This window comes from Xenorhabdus lircayensis (genome assembly GCF_016306625.1).
Taxonomy (GTDB): Bacteria; Pseudomonadota; Gammaproteobacteria; order Enterobacterales; family Enterobacteriaceae; genus Xenorhabdus; species Xenorhabdus lircayensis.
Genome location: NZ_JACOII010000020.1, coordinates 95,249 through 114,739, shown reverse-complemented (window position 1 = coordinate 114,739; position 19,491 = coordinate 95,249). Strand labels below are relative to the sequence as shown.

17 protein-coding genes are annotated in these 19,491 nt (G+C 46.5%); 14 read left to right on the top strand and 3 right to left on the bottom strand.

Going from position 1 to position 19,491, the window contains the following annotated elements; genetic code table 11:
* Nucleotides 1-79: 79 nt before the first annotated feature.
* Both H8A87_RS03010 and H8A87_RS03005 read right to left on the bottom strand, forming a co-directional pair.
* Nucleotides 80-613, bottom strand: a complete 534-nt coding sequence (locus H8A87_RS03010; RefSeq protein ID WP_198688522.1) for a pyridoxamine 5'-phosphate oxidase family protein — start codon at nucleotides 611-613, stop codon at nucleotides 80-82.
* Between the two features lie 433 nt (nucleotides 614-1,046).
* Complete coding sequence (locus tag H8A87_RS03005) at nucleotides 1,047-3,410, bottom strand: Tex family protein (protein ID WP_198688521.1); 2,364 nt, start codon at nucleotides 3,408-3,410, stop codon at nucleotides 1,047-1,049.
* Between the two features lie 250 nt (nucleotides 3,411-3,660).
* On the opposite strand from H8A87_RS03005, the gene greB reads away from it, so the two are divergent.
* The 12 genes from greB to H8A87_RS02945 all read left to right on the top strand — a co-directional run bounded on the left by greB (nucleotide 3,661) and on the right by H8A87_RS02945 (nucleotide 15,615).
* A complete protein-coding gene (gene greB, locus H8A87_RS03000; RefSeq protein ID WP_198688520.1) occupies nucleotides 3,661-4,143 on the top strand; it encodes a transcription elongation factor GreB in 483 nt (160 codons plus the stop codon).
* Nucleotides 4,144-4,332: 189 nt separating this feature from the next.
* Entirely contained in the window at nucleotides 4,333-5,052 is a 720-nt protein-coding gene (gene ompR / locus H8A87_RS02995; RefSeq protein WP_198688519.1) for an osmolarity response regulator transcription factor OmpR, read from the top strand.
* Nucleotides 5,049-6,059, top strand: coding sequence for an ATP-binding protein (locus H8A87_RS02990; RefSeq protein ID WP_198688518.1), 1,011 nt, complete (start codon nucleotides 5,049-5,051; stop codon nucleotides 6,057-6,059). The genes ompR and H8A87_RS02990 overlap by 4 nt, the downstream gene beginning before the upstream one ends.
* A gap of 168 nt (nucleotides 6,060-6,227) precedes the next feature.
* Entirely contained in the window at nucleotides 6,228-7,268 is a 1,041-nt protein-coding gene (gene pstS, locus H8A87_RS02985; protein WP_198688517.1) for a phosphate ABC transporter substrate-binding protein PstS, read from the top strand.
* A gap of 85 nt (nucleotides 7,269-7,353) precedes the next feature.
* Nucleotides 7,354-8,310: a phosphate ABC transporter permease PstC gene (gene pstC / locus H8A87_RS02980; protein WP_198688616.1), complete on the top strand. Its 957-nt coding sequence runs from the start codon at nucleotides 7,354-7,356 to the stop codon at nucleotides 8,308-8,310.
* A 1-nt stretch (nucleotide 8,311) separates the two neighbouring features.
* A complete protein-coding gene (gene pstA, locus H8A87_RS02975; protein WP_198688516.1) occupies nucleotides 8,312-9,220 on the top strand; it encodes a phosphate ABC transporter permease PstA in 909 nt (302 codons plus the stop codon).
* Nucleotides 9,221-9,246: 26 nt separating this feature from the next.
* Nucleotides 9,247-10,038, top strand: a complete 792-nt coding sequence (gene pstB / locus H8A87_RS02970; protein ID WP_198688515.1) for a phosphate ABC transporter ATP-binding protein PstB — start codon at nucleotides 9,247-9,249, stop codon at nucleotides 10,036-10,038.
* 40 nt (nucleotides 10,039-10,078) lie between these two features.
* Entirely contained in the window at nucleotides 10,079-10,795 is a 717-nt protein-coding gene (gene phoU, locus H8A87_RS02965) for a phosphate signaling complex protein PhoU (RefSeq protein WP_198688514.1), read from the top strand.
* A 161-nt stretch (nucleotides 10,796-10,956) separates the two neighbouring features.
* Complete coding sequence (locus tag H8A87_RS02960; RefSeq protein WP_198688513.1) at nucleotides 10,957-11,805, top strand: ABC transporter substrate-binding protein; 849 nt, start codon at nucleotides 10,957-10,959, stop codon at nucleotides 11,803-11,805.
* A gap of 88 nt (nucleotides 11,806-11,893) precedes the next feature.
* A complete protein-coding gene (locus H8A87_RS02955; RefSeq protein WP_198688512.1) occupies nucleotides 11,894-12,631 on the top strand; it encodes an amino acid ABC transporter permease in 738 nt (245 codons plus the stop codon).
* A 1-nt stretch (nucleotide 12,632) separates the two neighbouring features.
* Nucleotides 12,633-13,376 (top strand): amino acid ABC transporter permease, encoded by a 744-nt coding sequence (locus tag H8A87_RS02950; protein ID WP_198688511.1) that lies wholly within the window; start codon nucleotides 12,633-12,635, stop codon nucleotides 13,374-13,376.
* A gap of 901 nt (nucleotides 13,377-14,277) precedes the next feature.
* Nucleotides 14,278-15,615 carry an NCS2 family permease gene (locus tag H8A87_RS02945; protein WP_198688510.1) on the top strand — a complete coding sequence of 446 codons (1,338 nt, stop codon included), beginning with the start codon at nucleotides 14,278-14,280 and terminating at the stop codon, nucleotides 15,613-15,615.
* A 73-nt stretch (nucleotides 15,616-15,688) separates the two neighbouring features.
* Here H8A87_RS02945 and H8A87_RS02940 read toward each other — a convergent pair whose 3' ends face one another.
* A complete protein-coding gene (locus H8A87_RS02940; RefSeq protein ID WP_198688509.1) occupies nucleotides 15,689-17,158 on the bottom strand; it encodes a glycosyltransferase family 39 protein in 1,470 nt (489 codons plus the stop codon).
* Nucleotides 17,159-17,306: 148 nt separating this feature from the next.
* On the opposite strand from H8A87_RS02940, the gene yihI reads away from it, so the two are divergent.
* Both yihI and hemN read left to right on the top strand, forming a co-directional pair.
* On the top strand, nucleotides 17,307-17,837 hold the full coding sequence (yihI, locus tag H8A87_RS02935; RefSeq protein ID WP_198688508.1) for a Der GTPase-activating protein YihI: 531 nt from the start codon (nucleotides 17,307-17,309) through the stop codon (nucleotides 17,835-17,837).
* 203 nt (nucleotides 17,838-18,040) lie between these two features.
* Entirely contained in the window at nucleotides 18,041-19,414 is a 1,374-nt protein-coding gene (gene hemN, locus H8A87_RS02930) for an oxygen-independent coproporphyrinogen III oxidase (RefSeq protein ID WP_198688507.1), read from the top strand.
* Nucleotides 19,415-19,491 lie beyond the last annotated feature (77 nt).

Here is a 19,491-nt window from a genome sequence, read left to right as displayed (position 1 = left end):
AGTTTATTGCTGTCACAAGCCCTGTTTATTATCAGGGCTTGTTATTTTTTATTTTTTCATTAGTTTCATCAATGATTTTTTATCTTTCACTTCCCTTTGGGGGATAAAGTAGTTCGTCCAGCGGAACCTGAACGCGATCATCATCTTGATGCTGACTCCAGGCGTCGGAATCGTATACCCACCATGCTTGAATTTCCAATTCATAGAAACGGCGTATTGCATGGCCTTGATAGTCACTGATAGGACGAGCTTTCTTCTTTCTGATATTTTCATCAGGATAGGTTTTCAGGAAGAAGTAATCATATGTCTCTTGTAATTGCTCGTCTGGGACTTGGCAGGCATGACCAACGAATTGAGACCCTGCCAAGTCCAGCGATGAATCAGGCATGACCCGGCTACTGTAGATGGTACCGCTGACACAGGGATTGATGTGCAGTTCTTGTGAATGTCGGGTATCTTGTTTTGAATACCAGATCAGTGTCAGTGGATTGTATTTCGGAATATAAAACATCGTTGATGACCAGACTGAATCGGCATCTGGATCATGAGTGGAAAGACTGAAAAAACGGATATTGCTGAGTAAATCAAAACTGCTTTGGACGTATTTGTTCATAATTTTTCCTCAACAGTGTGAATTTGTTCTTGATACCTTTTATTTTTCAAATGGCTGCCGGGTTAGCGGCTATTTGAAATCTATTGGGTGTAGAACATGTTGGTTTTGTTAGTTGGTTATATTTTTGTATTATTCCAATAACCTCTCATTATGATGAGATTTATTGCGAAATGAATTATACGAAATATTAATGTAAATAGGCAGCCATCATAACTTGTTTAAATTTATAACGTTAGCAATAAATAGAATCATCATTATGAATATTATGGATTTTTCATGGGGAGAGATTGGTTGAGAAATTTGATTTTCTCAATGTAATAATTTATTTAAATAAAAATATATTTAGTGATATTTGAAATCTATTGGGTATATCTCATTAGGTATCATCCTGAACTGACCCCATTGAGCCAGTTCAGGAAGTGATTAACTGAGATTAACGCTTTTTACCAAAGGCGGCAGCCAGTGCATCACTCATGGCGCTGTTAGCCACAGGTGAAGAACCTGAAGGACGGGAATTATGGCGGTTTCTGCTATTACTATTTCTGTCATTTCCGTTGCGGCCGTTACTGTTGTGACCGTGGTCATTGCGTTCCTGACGGTTGCCACCTTGAGAGTTCCTTTCGCCAGGTTGTTCATCAAGACGCATGGTCAGCGCAATGCGTTTACGGTTCAGGTCAACATCCATCACCTTCACTTTCACGATATCACCTGTTTTGACCACTGTATGAGGGTTTTCTACAAAGCGATCGGACAGGGAGGAGATATGTACCAAGCCATCCTGATGGACACCGATATCGACGAACGCACCAAAGTTGGTCACGTTGGTCACAGTACCTTCCAGAATCATGCCCACCTGTAGATCTTTCATTGTCTCAACGCCATCGGCAAACGTGGCAGTCTTAAATTCAGGACGTGGGTCGCGGCCTGGTTTTTCCAGTTCTTTCAGTATATCGGTGACGGTTGGGATACCGAATTTTTCCGTCGTGAAATCCTGTGCGTTCAAATTACGCAGGTTAGCTGGGTTGCCCATCAATTCAGGCAGTGTTTGTACTATCGTTGTCAGGATCTTCTCAACCACTGGATAGGCTTCTGGGTGAACCGTTGAAGCATCCAGCGGATTATCCCCCTGATTAATGCGCAGGAAGCCCGCACATTGCAGGAAGGCTTTCGGCCCCAAACGGCTAACTTTCAGCAATTGGTCACGGTTGTCGAAGCGACCGTTCTCATCACGCCAGTTAACGATATTTTGGGCAACAGTTCGGGTCAGACCTGCAACGCGAGTCAGCAGGGCGACGGAGGCCGTGTTCAGGTCAACGCCGACACCGTTTACGCAGTCCTCAACCACAGTATCCAGTTTTTTGGCAAGCTGGGTCTGGCTGACATCATGCTGATATTGACCAACACCGATGGATTTTGGTTCGATTTTCACCAGTTCTGCCAACGGATCTTGCAGACGGCGGGCGATGGAGACGGCACCACGCAGGGAAACATCCAGATCAGGGAATTCCAGTGCAGCCAGTTCAGAAGCGGAATAGACGGAGGCTCCCGCTTCGCTGACGACCACTTTCTGTGCTGTGACATCAGGATAGTGTTTCTGGAGGTTGGCAAAGAAACGCTCGGTTTCACGGGATGCAGTGCCATTACCAATAGCCACCAGTTCCACTTGGTGTTTGGTACACAGGGCAGCAACGCTTGCAGCCGCTTTATTTTCCTGCCCAGTGTGCGGGTAAATGGTGTCGGTGGCGATAAGTTTACCTGTCGCGTCAACAACGGCAACTTTTACCCCTGTACGCAAGCCTGGATCCAGACCCATTGTTGCACGCATACCCGCAGGTGCCGCCATCATCAGATCGTGCAGGTTACGGGCAAATACGTTGATGGCCTCGTCTTCGGCCTTCTCGCGCAGTGTGCCCATCAGTTCGGTTTCCAGATGCAACAGCACCTTGATGCGCCATGTCCAGCTCACTACCGCCTTGCGCCAATTGTCAGCGGGGGCGTTATTCAGGCGCAGGTTGAGGTGATCGGTAATAATTTGTTCGCAATAGCTCTCTTTCGGCGCTTCCTCAAATTGTGGATCGGCATTCAGAGACAGTTGCAGGATACCTTCATTGCGTCCACGGAACATGGCAAGGGCGCGGTGAGAGGGAACCGTGGTGATGGCTTCGTGATAATCGAAATAATCGCTGAACTTAGCACCCTCTTCCTCTTTGCCTTCGACAACTTTGGACACCAAATGGGCATTTTTCCACAAGTATTCGCGTACTTTCGCCAATAGACCCGCATCTTCGGCGAAACGCTCCATCAGGATATAACGTGCGCCATCCAGCGCCGCTTTGGTATCGGCAACGCCCTTGTCGGCATTGACATAAGCGGCTGCCGCCAGCTCTGGCTCTTGCTGCGGATCTTGCCACAGCAGATCGGCCAGAGGCTCCAATCCGGCTTCAATGGCTGTCTGTCCACGGGTGCGGCGTTTAGGTTTATATGGCAGGTACAGGTCTTCCAGTTCGGTTTTGCTCAGCGTGATGTTAATCGCTTCTGCGAGCTCAACGGTTAACTTCCCCTGTTCCTCAATAGATTTCAGAATAGTCTGACGGCGGTTGGACAGTTCGCGCAGATAACCGAGGCGGTTTTCGAGCTGGCGGAGCTGCGTGTCATCCAGACCACCGGTGGCCTCTTTACGATAACGGGCAATAAAGGGAACGGTATTTCCCTCATCAATAAGAGTAATGGCGGCTTGGACTTGCTGTGGCTGAGCCTGTAGCTCACCGGCAATGATTCGACTTAAAGATTCATTCATGGTCTGTTTTCTTCAACTTTCTTAGCGCCTGTAGATATCCTCGGACATCATCAGACAGTGCCTGATAGGATCAAATATCATCTGAAATAATATAGGCGTGGTTCAAACTGGCTCCATTTATACGTGTTGAGAGCGATAATTTCCAGTTTAGCGCGATATTTCGGTCATGTTGCGACAGAATTCATCGAATATCTTTTGGGTTGAGATATAGTACTCCGCCATTAATCATCTTTTCTCAAGTGAGTTTTTCATGGCCAAGAGTAACTACATTACCCGAGAAGGTTGGCATGCGCTTGATCAAGAACTGAAATATCTCTGGAAAGTTGAACGTCCCAAAGTCACTCAGGCTGTTTCAGATGCGGCCGCATTAGGTGATCGTTCGGAGAATGCAGAATACATTTATGGTAAAAAAAGATTAAGGGAAATTGACCGTCGTGTGCGGTTTTTGTCCAAGCGTCTGGATGTGCTGCAAATTGTCGACCCTGATCCGCGACAAGAAGGAAAAGTCTTTTTTGGCGCATGGGTAAAAGTCGAAAATGAAAATGCGGAAGAGCATATTTTTCGTCTGGTGGGGTCGGATGAATTCGATCCTGCCAAGAAGTGGATTTCCATTGATTCTCCAGTAGCGAGGGCGTTACTTGGCAGGCAGGTTGATGATGAAATTACAGTGATGACCCCTAACGGCATGGCGACTTACTGGATATTGGCAATTAGTTACCAGCCTTTGGCATAAATCACGGCGATTAAATGACGGAGATTGAGTGACGTAGATAGGAGAACAGGGAGAGAAAACCAAAACATAAGCAATTATTGCTAATGGCGTGAATGGCCTTAAAATACATGCGGTTAGTCTCTATTGGATTATGGGTTTTCTGTGAGAGTAATGGATATTGCGGGCATGGAGCATCTTGGGAGCTGAAACATGCAAGAGAGTTATAAGATCCTTGTTGTTGATGATGATATGCGCTTGAGGGCGTTATTGGAGCGCTATTTATCCGAGCAGGGGTTTCAAGTTCGTAGCGCAGCGAATGCAGAACAGATGGATCGCTTATTGACTAGAGAATCCATTCAATTGATTGTCCTGGATTTAATGTTGCCAGGCGAGGATGGGTTGTCTGTCTGTCGAAGATTGAGAAGCCAGCATAATCCGATCCCGATCATCATGATATCCGCGAAAGGGGAAGAAGTTGATCGGATTGTTGGTCTTGAAATCGGGGCTGATGATTATCTTGCCAAGCCTTTTAACCCGCGTGAGTTATTGGCACGTATGCGTGCAGTCCTGCGTCGTCAGATTAATGAACTACCGGGAGCGCCTGCATCGGATGATGCGGTGGTTAGGTTTGGAAAATTTAAACTTGATCTCGGAACCCGTGAAATGTTCCATCAAGATAAGCCACTGCCTTTGACCAGTGGAGAATTCTCCGTGCTGAAGGTTTTGGTTTCTCACCCACGCGAGCCATTATCACGGGATAAATTAATGAATTTGGCTCGGGGACGTGAGTATGGCGCGATGGAGCGCTCCATTGATGTGCAGGTTTCTCGCCTGCGTCGCATGATTGAAGAAGATCCCGCCCACCCCCGTTATATCCAGACGGTTTGGGGATTGGGATACGTTTTTGTTCCCGATGGAAGCAAAGTATGAAAAGGCTTTGGCTTTCGCTACGCGCCTTGTTGCCCCATACCTTGTATTTGATGCTGGCGATGTTGCTGGGTAGTCTGCTGGTCAGCTATTTGGCCGCCCAGTTGCTGGTGATGATAGAAAAGCTCTCACTCAGCGTTGTATTTCCTTATATCTTCATGAGTGTTTTTACGGCTGCATTGTCGGTGTTCGTGGCGTTTTGGCAGTATCTCCATACCCAGAAACGCCTACTGGAAGCTATGCAAAAAGCAGCCATAGAGATGGAAAAAGGAAGAAAGATCGCCCCCCTGCCTGAAGTGGGAGCACCAGCCATGCGTTCGATGATTAGCGCTTTTAACCAGATATCGGAGGGGCTGAAATCACAGGAACGTGATCGGGCGGTATTGGTGGCTGGTGTGAGCCATGACTTACGCACTCCATTGACTCGTATTCGTCTGGCGATGGAAATGATGGAGGGAAAAGAAGCGTTTCTTACGGAATCCATCCATCGAGACATTGAGGAGTGCAACGCCATTATTGATCAGTTCATTGACTATCAGCGTGCGGGGCAGGATGTGCCGATGGCATGCTGTGAATTGAATGGATTGCTTGAAGCGGTTATTGAAACCGGGCAGCACGGTACAGAAGATATCGAAAATCATTTGTCCGCCAGCTCAATTTTCATTTTGGCCAATCCACTTTCCATCAAACGCGTGCTGGTCAATATGTTCACTAATGCCCAGCGTTATGGCAATGGGTGGATTCGAATCAGCAGTGGTTCAACAGAAAAATTTGGCTGGTTTCAGGTGGAGGATAATGGCGCAGGTATGACGAAAGAAGAAGTGGCTACTCTGTTCCGGCCTTTCGTACAGGGAGAGCGGGTTCGCCGTATTCACAATAATGGCGGCGTAGGGCTGGGACTGGCAATAATCCGCCGCATCATCGATTTTCATGGGGGATATATTGAGGTGGGAGAAAGTGAAAAGCGGGGGTTCTCCATTCGTGTATATATCCCATTGAATACAAAATGAGTAGCGCCTGAAAATGACCTGTCATAAAAATGTCATAATTCATACATTTTATTGTCATTGAATTCATCTATTTTCCTCATTGATCCATTTCTTAACCTAAGAACCTGATTATCGACGATATCTGACACTTGTTTTTAATTAATGATACGTATCCCAGCAGGAGGGAGTATGAAACCAATGCGTACCACCGTGGCGAGCTTCATGGTTGCTGTATTTGCTATGACATCCCTGTCTTCATTTGCTGCCACCAGCTTGACGGGGGCAGGTGCGACATTTCCCGCACCGGTATATACCAAGTGGGCGGATTCTTATCAAAAAGAAACTGGCAACAAAATTAATTACCAAGGCATCGGCTCTTCTGGTGGTGTAAAGCAGATTATTGCCAATACCGTTGATTTTGGTGCGTCTGATGCCCCGCTTTCTGATGAAAAATTGGCCGCAGATGCTCTGTTCCAGTTTCCGACAGTGATCGGCGGTATTGTGCTGGCAGTGAACATTGCCGGCATCAAATCTGGTCAATTGATTCTGGATGGTAAAACCCTCGGTGATATTTATCTGGGTAATATCAAGAAATGGAATGACCCGGCTATTACAAAATTGAATCCAGACCTCAAATTACCGGATCAGAACATTGCCGTGGTCCGTCGCGCGGATGGTTCAGGGACTTCCTATGTCTTCACCCGCTATTTGTCCAAAGTTAGCAGTAGTTGGAAAGAAAAAGTTGGGGCGGGGACTACCGTCAAATGGCCAACCGGCTTGGGCGGCAAAGGCAATGATGGAATCGCAGCATTTGTTCAACGCCTGCCTGGTTCGATTGGCTATGTTGAATACGCCTATGCGAAGCAGAATAACCTCGCTTACACCAAACTGGTTTCAGCGGATGGCGCAGTGGTAGCACCTACGGCAGAGAACTTCAGTGCAGCGGCCAAAGGAGTGGATTGGCGCAGCAGCTTTGCTCAGGATCTGACACACCAGAAAGGTGATAATGCATGGCCAATTACCTCCACAACATTCATTCTCATCCACCAACAGCAGGTAAATGCCTCGAATGGCACCGAAGTTCTGAAATTCTTCGATTGGGCTTATGACAAAGGCAAAAAACAGGCGAAAGATCTGGATTATGCTGTTCTGCCAAAAGAAGTGATCACTCAGGTACGTGCAGCATGGAAGAGCAACATCAAAGACAGCAGTGGCAAACCGCTATATTGATGGTCTGCCTGTCACCGTTGTGAATCGGCGATTGTGAAACCTCCCCCTTTCGAGGGGGAAATAACCCAAAATGAGAATTAAGCGTATGGCCGAACGTAAAACGGCACTGAAAGCACCAAGCAAAAATGGCGACATTATTTTCAGCGCTCTGGTTAGACTGGCAGCGCTGCTGACTTTATTCCTGCTGGGGGGCATTATCGTTTCGTTGCTCATTGCTTCTTGGCCGAGTATACAGGCATTTGGTTTTGCTTTTTTGTGGAACAAAGATTGGGATGCACCAGCAGGGGTGTTTGGCGCACTGGTGCCGATTTATGGCACATTAATGACCTCATTAATCGCCCTGATTATTGCAGTTCCGGTGAGCTTTGGTATCGCCCTGTTTCTGACCGAGCTGGCGCCGAACTGGTTGAAACGTCCGTTGGGTGTCGCTATTGAACTGCTGGCGGCGATTCCTAGTATTGTTTACGGCATGTGGGGGTTGTTTGTTTTTGCTCCGCTGTTCGCCACCTATTTCCAGCAACCCGTCGGTGATGTGTTATCGAGTATCCCCATCGTGGGTGAACTGTTTTCCGGCCCCGCCTTTGGTATCGGTATTTTGGCGGCGGGTGTCATTCTCGCCATCATGATTATCCCCTATATCGCTTCTGTTATGCGTGATGTGTTTGAGCAAACTCCCGTCATGATGAAAGAGTCCGCCTATGGGATCGGTTGTACAACATGGGAAGTGATTTGGCGTATCGTCCTGCCTTATACCAAGAATGGTGTGATTGGTGGCGTGATGTTGGGGCTTGGTCGAGCCTTGGGAGAAACGATGGCCGTAACCTTTATTATTGGTAACACTTACCAGCTTGATAGTTTGTCTCTGTACATGCCGGGGAACAGCATTACTTCTGCGCTGGCGAACGAATTTGCCGAGGCGGAATCTGGCCTGCATACCGCCGCATTGATGGAACTGGGGCTGATCTTGTTTGTAATCACCTTTATTGTGTTGGCGTTGTCAAAATTGATGATTATGCGTCTGGCAAAAAATGAGGGGCGCTGAGATGACAACCATCAGTAATCAACAGCCACACCGGGTTGGTGCAATCAACGAAGTTGATATGAAAAGCCGTCGCCGCATGCAGTCATGGCGTCGCCAGAAAAACCGCATTGCGCTGATGCTGTCCATGGCGACGATGGCATTCGGTTTGTTCTGGTTGAGCTGGATCTTAATCTCCACCGTCACTAAAGGCATTGATGGTATGTCGCTGGCGTTGTTTACCGATATGACGCCACCCCCCAATACTGAGGGCGGTGGTCTGGCAAACGCCATCGTCGGCAGTGGATTGCTGATCTTCTGGGCAACGGTGTTTGGTACGCCATTGGGTATTATGGCGGGGATTTATCTGGCGGAATATGGTCGTCGCTCATGGTTGGCAGAAATGACCCGCTTCATCAATGACATCTTGCTTTCGGCACCTTCGATTGTTGTCGGGCTGTTTGTCTACACGGTGGTGGTGACGAAAATGCAACATTTTTCCGGCTGGGCTGGGGTAATTGCACTGGCACTGTTGCAGGTTCCCATTGTTATCCGCACGACGGAGAACATGCTGAAACTGGTGCCGGATAACTTGCGTGAAGCGGCTTATGCACTGGGGACACCGAAATGGAAAATGATCTCTGCGATTACGTTGAAGGCGTCGATATCAGGCATTATTACTGGCGTGCTGCTCGCGATTGCCCGTATTGCAGGTGAAACGGCACCACTGCTGTTCACCTCACTTTCCAACCAGTTTTGGAGCACGGATCTCAGCCAGCCGATTGCCAACCTGCCTGTCACCATCTTCAAGTTTGCCATGAGTCCGTTCTCTGATTGGCAGCAACTGGCATGGGCAGGGGTATTACTGATCACGCTGTGCGTATTGCTGATTAACATTGTGGCGCGTGTGCTGTTTGCGAAGAAGACGCACTAATATTTTTATAGGTAAAGAGAGCACTGATGAATAAGGCCAATGACATTGCAGTAAGCAAAATTGCAGGAAGCAAAATTCAGGTACGTGATCTGAACTTCTATTACGGCAAATTTCACGCGCTGAAAAACATCACGCTGGATATTGCACAGAATAAAGTGACGGCATTCATTGGGCCGTCGGGATGTGGCAAATCCACGTTGCTGCGTACTTTCAACAAAATGTATGAACTGTACGGTGAACAGCGGGCAGAAGGTGAAATTATTCTGGATGATACCAATATCCTGACGGATAAACAGGATATTGCACTGTTGCGTGCTAAAGTTGGGATGGTCTTCCAGAAACCGACACCATTCCCGATGTCAATTTACGACAATATTGCTTTCGGGGTGCGCCTGTTTGAAAAACTGCCAAGGGCTGAGATGGATGAACGTATCCAGTGGGCACTGACAAAGGCGGCACTGTGGAATGAAACCAAAGATAAATTACACCAGAGTGGATATAGTCTTTCCGGTGGTCAGCAGCAGCGCCTGTGCATAGCCCGTGGTATCGCCATTCGCCCGGAAGTTTTGTTGCTGGATGAACCGTGTTCGGCGCTTGACCCGATCTCTACCGGGCGCATTGAAGAGCTGATCAGTGAATTGAAATCGGAATATACCGTCGTGATTGTTACCCACAACATGCAGCAGGCGGCTCGTTGTTCTGATTACACCGCATTTATGTATCTTGGTGAACTGATTGAATTCAGCGATACCGACAGATTGTTCACCACACCTAAAATGAAACAGACCGAAGATTACATCACTGGCCGCTACGGTTGATACAGAGTATAGACGGGGCATATATGGGGTATAGCATAATATGGACAATCTGAATCTCAGCAAACACATCTCCGGCCAGTTCAATGCTGAACTGGAGCATATTCGCACGGAATTGATGACAATGGGTGGGCTGGTGGAAGAACAGCTCAGTAAAGCAATTCTGGCGATGCACAATCAGGATGAAGCGCTGGCACAGCGAGTAATTGAAGATGACCATAAGGTCAACATGATGGAAGTAGCGATCGATGAAGCCTGCGTCCGCATCATTGCAAAACGCCAGCCGACAGCCAGTGACCTGCGTCTGATCATGGTGATCTCAAAGACCATTGCTGAATTGGAACGCATTGGGGATGTGGCAAATAAAATCTGCCAGACCGCGCTTGAGAAATTTTCACATCAACAGCAATCCTTGCTGGTCAGTCTGGAATCTTTGGGGCGCCATACTATCCAAATGTTGCACGATGTGCTGGATGCCTTTGCCCGCATGGATCTGGAAGAAGCCATTCGTATTTATCGTGAAGATAAAAAAGTCGATCAGGAATACGAAGGCATTGTTCGTCAGCTAATGACCTACATGATGGAAGATCCCAGAACCATTCCGAATGTTATGACAGCTCTGTTCTGTGCCCGATCCATTGAGCGAATTGGTGATCGTTGCCAGAATATTTGTGAGTTTATCTTCTATTACGTTAAAGGACAGGACTTCCGCCACGTTGGTGGTGATCAGTTGGAAAAACTACTTACCAAAAAAGAGTAATCCTCTTAACCATCTGAAACGCTGGTGTTTTCCTCCAGCGTTTCCTTTTTTATATATTCCATATAGAAATAAATATAGCATTTTATATTATTTCAAGTGCTATATCGAAATTGATAGCTTTTGCTGGTCATATAAAAATTTATAACCAACAGGGGTGTTCAATGAAAATTCGCAATAAATCTCGCGTAGCGGTGACTGCACTGCTGACCGGCTTGGCACTGGTCTCTGGTGTGGCAAAGGCAGATAAACTTGATGACATTAAAAAAGCCGGTACGGTACGCATTGCGGTATTTGACAGTAACCCGCCATTTGGTTTTATTGATCCTCAAACGAAAAAGCTGGCAGGCTATGATGTGGATATCGCCAACGCAATTGCCAGTGATTTGGGCGTAAAATTGGAATTGCGTCCAACGAACCCAGCAAACCGCATTCCTCTGCTCTCTTCCAAGAAAATTGACTTAATCGCCGCTAACTTCACGATTACCGCCGAACGTGCAAAACAAGTCAATTTTTCCATTCCTTATTTTGCTACGGGGCAGAAATTTATTGCCCGCAAAGGCGTTCTGACTAGCCCGGATGATATCGCCAAACTGCGTATTGGGGCAGACAAGGGCACAGTGCAGGAAATCACCCTACGCGAACATTATCCAACAGCAAAAGTCATTTCTTATGACGATACACCGCTGGCATTTGCTGCTCTGAGAAATGGCAATGTTCAGGCGATCACGCAAGATGATGCAAAACTGGTTGGTTTGCTGGCAAACGTTCCAGAAGCCCAGAAAGCAGACTTTGAAATTTCTCCCTTCAGCATTACCCGCGAATATCAGGCGGTAGCGGCTTCCAGGGGGGAAGGGAGACTGATTGATTCGGTTAACCAAACCTTACTGAAACTGGAAAAAGAGGGTGAAGCAGAGAAAATCTACAACCGCTGGTTTGGCCCGGAAACCAAATCTGCTCAACCACGTGGTGACTTTAAATTCGCTCCATTAGAGAGTCAGGCAAAGCTGTAATTCTCCTTTAGTCATTTTTTAGAAAACAACGGCTTAAACTAGCCCCGTCATCACGGGGCTTCGTTGTTTGGTTTATGTGGTGAATAATATGTTTGAGCAATTTATTACCGAGCATTTACTGGCTCCTGAATATCTGCGATGGCTCTGGCAGGGATTCCTGCTCACTTTGTGGCTCTCTGCCTGTGCTATTGTTTCCTCTACCTTACTGGGTTTTGTCATTGCTGCTGCGCGGGACAGCCAAATCAAGCCATTACTTTGGTCAGTCACGGCTTACACCACTGTATTTCGTAACACGCCCCTGTTGGTTCAACTGTTTTTCTGGTACTTCGCATCTGGTCAGCTCCTGCCACAAGAAGCGATGATGTGGCTGAATACGCCCCATGAGTCCATGCTTTTTGGCCTGACACTGGAATGGCCATCCTTTGAATTCTTGGCGGGATTTATTGGCCTGACGCTCTACTCAGCCCCTTTTGTTGCTGAGGAATTACGTGCGGGCATTCAGGGTGTCGGACGTGGGCAGAAATATGCTGCTCATGCGTTAGGCCTAACGGGCTGGCAGGCCATGCGCCATGTTGTACTGCCACAGGCATTGAAAATAGCCATGCCGCCGCTGTTGGGGCAATACATGAACATCGTCAAAAACTCCTCATTAACGATGGCGATTGGGGTGGCAGAACTATCCTATGCTTCTCGTCAGGTTGAAACTCAATCCCTGCAAACTTTTGAGGCATTTGGCGTCGCGACCGTGCTTTACGTTGCCATTATCGCCGTGATGGAAGGTTGGGGACAGTGGCATCAGCAGAGAACATTGGCGAGGGGGTATTGATATGGACTTTACCGTTATTGCAGAAAACTGGCGCTATTTGCTATTGGGAACCTTTCCCGATGGGCCATTGGAAGGAGCGGCCTTGACGCTGGTAATCAGCATCATGGCGGGGGTGATTTCCATTGTATTGGGCACCTTAGGTGGAATTGCACTGGCGATGCTGCGTGGATTTTGGGTCAATCTGTTGGCGGCAATACTGGGGTTCTTCCGTGCCATTCCGGTCATCATGCTGATTTTCTGGACATACTTCTTGCTGCCAGTGGTATTGGGGATGGAAATTCCTGAAATTACCACGGTGGTTTGTGCGCTGGCATTGATTACCTCGGCTTATTTGGCGCATGGTGTCAAGGCGGGCATTTTGGCCATTGGCGAAGGCCAATGGCGCGCAGGATTATCACTGGGATTCAATCGCTGGGAAGTGCTGTGGTATATCGTTTTACCACAGGCACTACGCATGATGGTGCCTTCATTCATCAATCAATGGATTGCATTAATTAAAGATACCTCATTGGCGTATATCGTTGGTGTCGCGGAATTGTCATTTTTGGCGACCCAAGTAAATAACCGCAGCATGGTTTACCCAATGGAAGTCTTTTTATTTGTCGCGCTAGTTTATTTTGTGATGTGTTTAACACTGGAATTGAGTGCCAATTACGTTGTCCGGCGATTCTCAGTGAGACGTGAAAAAATATCGATCTTCAGTTTCTGGCGTAAAAAAGTATTGAAAGTGGTTCTACAAAGTTAATATCTGAAACCTGGCAGATATTTTCGCTGTTGTATTAATTCCCTGCTGAGAGGTAGGGAATTTTTTTATATTAAGCTAAAAATTGTAAGGTTATTTTATTTACTTGTCTGATGTTTTTCTTATTGAAGAAAAATGTTTTTATACCCGTCATCTTTCAAGTTGCTGCTTTGTTGGCTACGCTCACTCACCCCAGTCACATAGTTATCTATGCTCCTAGGGATTTGCTCCCTTGCCGCCGCGCTGCAACTTGAAATCTATTGGGTATATCTATGTGGTTGTCTCTGTTTTTAGAATTTAATCGGTATTTTCTGGTTAAATCTTATGCTATAACCACGAGAAGTAAAGCAACTTGCATTCACATAATAAGTGCAACACGGTTATGAACGAAGTAAATGAGTGGGGATACCTTTAAATAACTCTTTCTTTGTTAACAAAATTCATTATGAATAGCCAGCATTTTTTTAATATGGTTATTGATATTAAATATTTTAAAATGACACATTTTTTATTGAGTAAAGATAGCGATAGGATAATGAAAATGAGCAAGAAACAATACAGCGTTCATTTAAAGGAAATAGAGCGTAAGAAACGAATGGATACAAGAAGAAAAAAATCAAAAAAAGAAAATAAATGAAAATCATCATAAGGTAATTAAACTGAATATTACACTAAACATCCCAGAGAATTACACTGTTTTTTGGCGTGGCATAACATGATGAATGGCAGAAATAACGCATAAAATAGCGTCATCTGATGAATAACCACAACAATCATTTTGTTATGTAACTTATTGATTATACGCTCCGCAAACGTTTACTTTTTTTGTTGTTCCACAGTAACGATTTTTATGGGTTTCCTGTAAGATGGGTCGAAAACTTCGTTTTTTGGGAAACAACATTACATGAGCACAATAACTTCTGGCTCTGCAAATCGTCAGGGCTTGCTTCAGCGCGTGTTTAAATTAGAGGAACATGGCACAACGGTTCGCACCGAAATGGTTGCCGGAGTGACGACCTTTCTGACCATGGTCTATATCGTTTTTGTTAACCCGCAAATTTTGGCGGTTGCAGGAATGGATATTAAGGCGGTATTTGTCACCACCTGCTTAATTGCCGCAGTGGGCAGTATCTTGATGGGATTAATGGCAAATCTGCCTGTTGCCGTTGCACCTGCGATGGGGCTGAATGCGTTTTTCGCCTTTGTTGTGGTCGGTGCGATGGGTATTTCATGGCAGGTCGCGATGGGAGCGATTTTCTGGGGCGCGGTGGGATTGCTGATCTTAACTATCTTTAAAATCCGTTATTGGATGATCGCCAATATTCCATTGAGTTTACGGGTGGGAATTACCAGCGGTATCGGCCTGTTCATTGCCATGATGGGGCTGAAAAATGCCGGCATTATCGTGCCAAATCCCGATACAATCGTCTCAATTGGTAATTTTGCTTCTCATAACGTCCTGTTGGGAACATTAGGCTTTTTCATCATTGCCATTTTAGCAGCACGCAATTTCCACGCAGCAGTATTGATCTCCATCCTGGCGACAACAGGCATCAGCTTTATGATGGGATATGTGGAATATCACGGTATTTTTGACCTGCCGCCCAGTGTGATGAGTGTGGTGGGTAATGTCGATGTGAAAGGCGCACTGGATATTGCTTTGGCTGGTGTTATTTTCTCGTTCATGCTGGTGAACTTGTTTGACTCTTCCGGTACATTGATTGGCGTGACGGATAAAGCAGGGATCGCGGACAGTAACGGCAAATTCCCACGCATGAAACAAGCGTTGTATGTGGACAGTATCAGTTCGGTAGCGGGTTCTTACATTGGCACTTCTTCGGTTACCGCTTATATCGAAAGCTCCGCTGGTGTTTCTGTTGGTGGTCGTACGGGTTTGATGGCGATTGTGGTCGGTATTTTATTCCTGCTGGTGATGTTTATTTCTCCACTGGCGAGCATGGTTCCTGCCTATGCCACGGCGGGAGCGCTGGTTTATGTCGGTGTTTTGATGACTTCCAGCCTGACACGAGTGAAATGGAACGATCTGACTGAATCCGTACCCGCATTTATCACTGCGGTCATGATGCCATTTAGTTTTTCCATTACTGAAGGCATTGCGCTGGGTTTTATCGCCTACTGTGCCATGAAATTGGGAACCGGAAAATGGCGTGAAATTGGCTCCTGCGTTATCGTTGTGACGCTACTGTTTGTATTGAAAATGGTGTTGGTGGATGCCCACTAAACATGATTGATATGGTAATAAAAAGCCTGACAATGAATATTGCTGTCAGGCTTTTTATTAGATGGTTAATCTATTATTGGATATTTTCAGGTGCCACAAAACCAATGCAGACCGTTTCTGGTTCAGCACTTGGCTGGGCTTGGAAGGAGAACTCTTCCTTATGGCTGATCGTCAATGCCGGCCATTCCTGAAGAGTATGCTGGAAACCTTCCTCCGCACAGCTTTTGCCTCGTTCCCCCACCAGTAATGCACCATACTCTACGATATCGCTCTCTTTGATATGACGGTTATAGATATTCGGTGGCGCCCCATTATCTAATTCCCAAGGCTGTATCGTTTCTGGACGATAGTGGCTATAGAACGTCAGCCATTCATGCAGATATTTCCCGCCAACATAGCGCAAAGGTGTCGGATATAGCTCGTTCCAACGTTGATCAAGTTGGCTGGTAAGGGTTTTTATGCCAACAAATTTTTGCCCTGCATCACGGACATTCGCCATCATCACGCTGGTATAGCCGATCAACACCAATGCGCCGAATATAGCCAATCCCAGAAATGTTCCTTTCAGAGACTTGTTGGGATAGACCGTTATCGATCCCACTAACAGGGCGGGCGAAACGGCCATGAAAGGCTGTATCCACTCAGTCATACGTCCGCCCTGATTGAAGGAGAACCAGCCGTAAATAATCAGCAAAGGCAGTAGGATAACGATATTGATCAACGCGTTGGATTGCTGTTTTGGCCAGCCAATTCGGCCACCCAGCAGGTAAATAATCACACTGACGATAATCAACGGATAGAACACGGAAAACGCCGCACGTGTGGTATGCAGATTGAATCCTTTTTGAATTTGGGAATCTACCCACTTAAACGCAACGAAGTCGTTATGCACTAGCCACCAGACGTTCGGTAACACTAGCGCTAACCACACCACGATGGCGAGATAGAACAAGGGTTCCCGATAGTTGCGACGCACTTTAGGCACGAACAGAGAGAGCAAAAAGACAGAGCCGACGATGGCCAGCGAAGAGTATTTCCCCATCGTTGCCAGCCCTGTGGTGAGTGCGAATGCCAGCCACCATTTGGGATGATCGTCGATGGCGCGCAGGAAAAACAGCAGCGACCACGGCCAGAGCATAACCAAAAGGTAATTATCGTTATAAGGAATGATATCAAAATTGATGATACCGGACAGGTTCAGCGTTAACATGGCAAGCCAAGCCAGTGTGACTTTGCCTGTTAGCTTGAAAGTCAGTTGCCAGACACCGAGCATACCGATGGCAATGGCAACAAAATGGGTGAAATACCAATAAAAACTAAGAGAAATATTGCTGATATGGATGGCGGGTAGCATTATAGTGCCCACTAGCCACGGGTTTTTGGGAGATCCCCACTCCCCATTGATGCCCCAGTTCAAAGCTTCTACGGCATCATAAGGAACGGTGGGATCGAGAGAGTAGCTTGCTATTACCCATAAAGCAGCATAACCAGTGACCCAAAGATACAATGGCATGCGATAAGAAGAAGTATTGAAAAAACGCATGGTGGTTAATGATCATATTATTTGAATTAAAGTTATCTAGGATAATAGCCGAACTTTAAACCATAAGTGAATGACATTGGATGTTAAAGGTAGTTTCTGTTAGATTCCGCCGAAAATATCTTGATAAAAGCGAGTTGAGTCACAAACCATGAGCCCGTTAAAGAAAAAATCACCAGCGAAGCCGAAGTCTTCCGCTGGTAAGCAAAAAAGAAAAAGCCGCGCAGAGCTAAATATAGAAGGGCGCGAGCGTAAACGTCAGAAAAAACAGCGTGGTAACCCCTCCGGCAGCCGTAGTAACGGTGATGACAGAGATAATAAGCGCTCAGGAGCCAAGCAGGAAAAAGATCCGCGTATCGGCAGTAAAGTTCCGGTTCCTCTGGTCGCCGGTGAAAAAACGGTGGCTGCGAAACCAGTGGCTAAACCAGTTGTGGAGAAACAGACGCCTCGTCTGTCACCGCAGGAAGAGCTGAACATGCTGGAAAATGATGAGCGCCTGGATGACTTGCTGGCACGTTTTGAACAGGGTGAAACACTGTCTCAGGAAGAGAAAGCCTATATCGATAATATGCTCGACCGCATCGATGCCCTGATGGAAGAGTTGGGTATCAATCTGGAAGAAGGTGACAGCGAAGAAGAACAACCACAGGAAGATATCATGCAGTTGTTGAAGGGTAAGTAATCCCTGCATCAATTAGTTGTGATTGTAGAAGGCGGGTTCATCCTAATAACCACATTATTAGTATGTTATTTATTGTGGTTATTGGGTAAACTATGGCGGCTATCGCGACGTAAACGTCGATTGCGCGGTACCATTATGGCACGACATTTCAGCTCCACGAAAAGGTTGTGTTTTGATGGGCGAAAACAGCGGAAGGAATAAGCATGCCAGAACAAGCCATTGTTTGGGATCTGCCTTTGATCCAAAAATACAACTATTCAGGGCCTCGTTATACTTCATATCCAACGGCATTGGAGTTTAACCAGCAATACGATGCTGCTGCTTTTACCCACGCCGCTTCCCGTTATCCCGAGCGCCCTCTTTCCCTCTACATTCATATCCCGTTCTGTCATAAGCTGTGTTATTTCTGCGGCTGCAATAAGTTGGTCACTCGCCAAAAGCACAAGGCAGATGACTATCTGAATGTGTTGGAAAAAGAGATTGCTACCCGAGCGAAATTATTTTCTCAGCGGAAAATTAGCCAAATGCACTGGGGCGGAGGAACGCCAACTTATTTGGATAAGGCACAGATCAGTCGATTGATGTCGATGTTGCGTAGCCATTTCCATTTTCTGCCTGATGCCGAACTTTCCATTGAAATTGATCCGCGTGAAATTGAGCTTGATGTGATTGATCACCTGCGCCATGAAGGATTTAACCGTCTGAGTATGGGTGTGCAGGATTTTAATAAAGACGTACAGCGTTTGGTGAATCGCGAACAGGACGAGGATTTTATCTTCGAACTGGTTAATCGCGCGCGCGAAACCGGCTTTACATCCACCAGCATTGATCTGATTTATGGTCTGCCAAAACAGACCGCAGAGAGCTTTACCTTTACATTGCAGCGCGTGCTGGCGTTGTCACCTGATCGCCTGAGTGTATTCAACTATGCTCATTTACCGAATTTGTTTGCGGCACAGCGTAAGATTAAAGAGCAAGACTTACCAAGTGTGACGCAGAAACTGGATATTTTGCAGGAAACGATTGCGACTCTGACAGGCAATGATTATCAGTTTATTGGTATGGATCACTTTGCCCGCCCTGATGATGAATTGGCGGTTGCCCAGCGAGAAGGCATTTTGCATCGTAATTTTCAGGGATACACCACGCAGGGAGAATGCGATTTACTCGGTATGGGCGTCTCAGCCATCAGTATGCTGGGGGACAGCTATGCGCAGAACCATAAAGACCTGAAAACTTACTATGCAGCAGTAGAAGCCCACGGTAATGCGTTATGGCGTGGTTTGGCACTGACGCAGGATGACTGCATTCGCCGTGATGTGATTAAAGAGCTAATCTGTAATTTCCGGCTGAACTTTGTGGATATTGAACAGCGTTATGGGCTGAACTTCGCTGATTACTTTGCCGAAGACCTGCAATTGTTGGCGCCATTGGCAGAAGATGGACTGGTTGAAGTGACAGAATCGCAGGTTTACGTATCACCAAAAGGGCGTCTGCTGATCCGTAATATTTGTATGTGTTTTGATAGCTATCTGCGTAATCAGATGCGGCAGAGGCAGTTTTCGCGGGTGATATGAGGCTGTCAGAAATGGGAAGGCTCGTAAGATGAGCTTTCTTCCCATGCTACCTATTTTCTGCATATTCTCTTAATGTC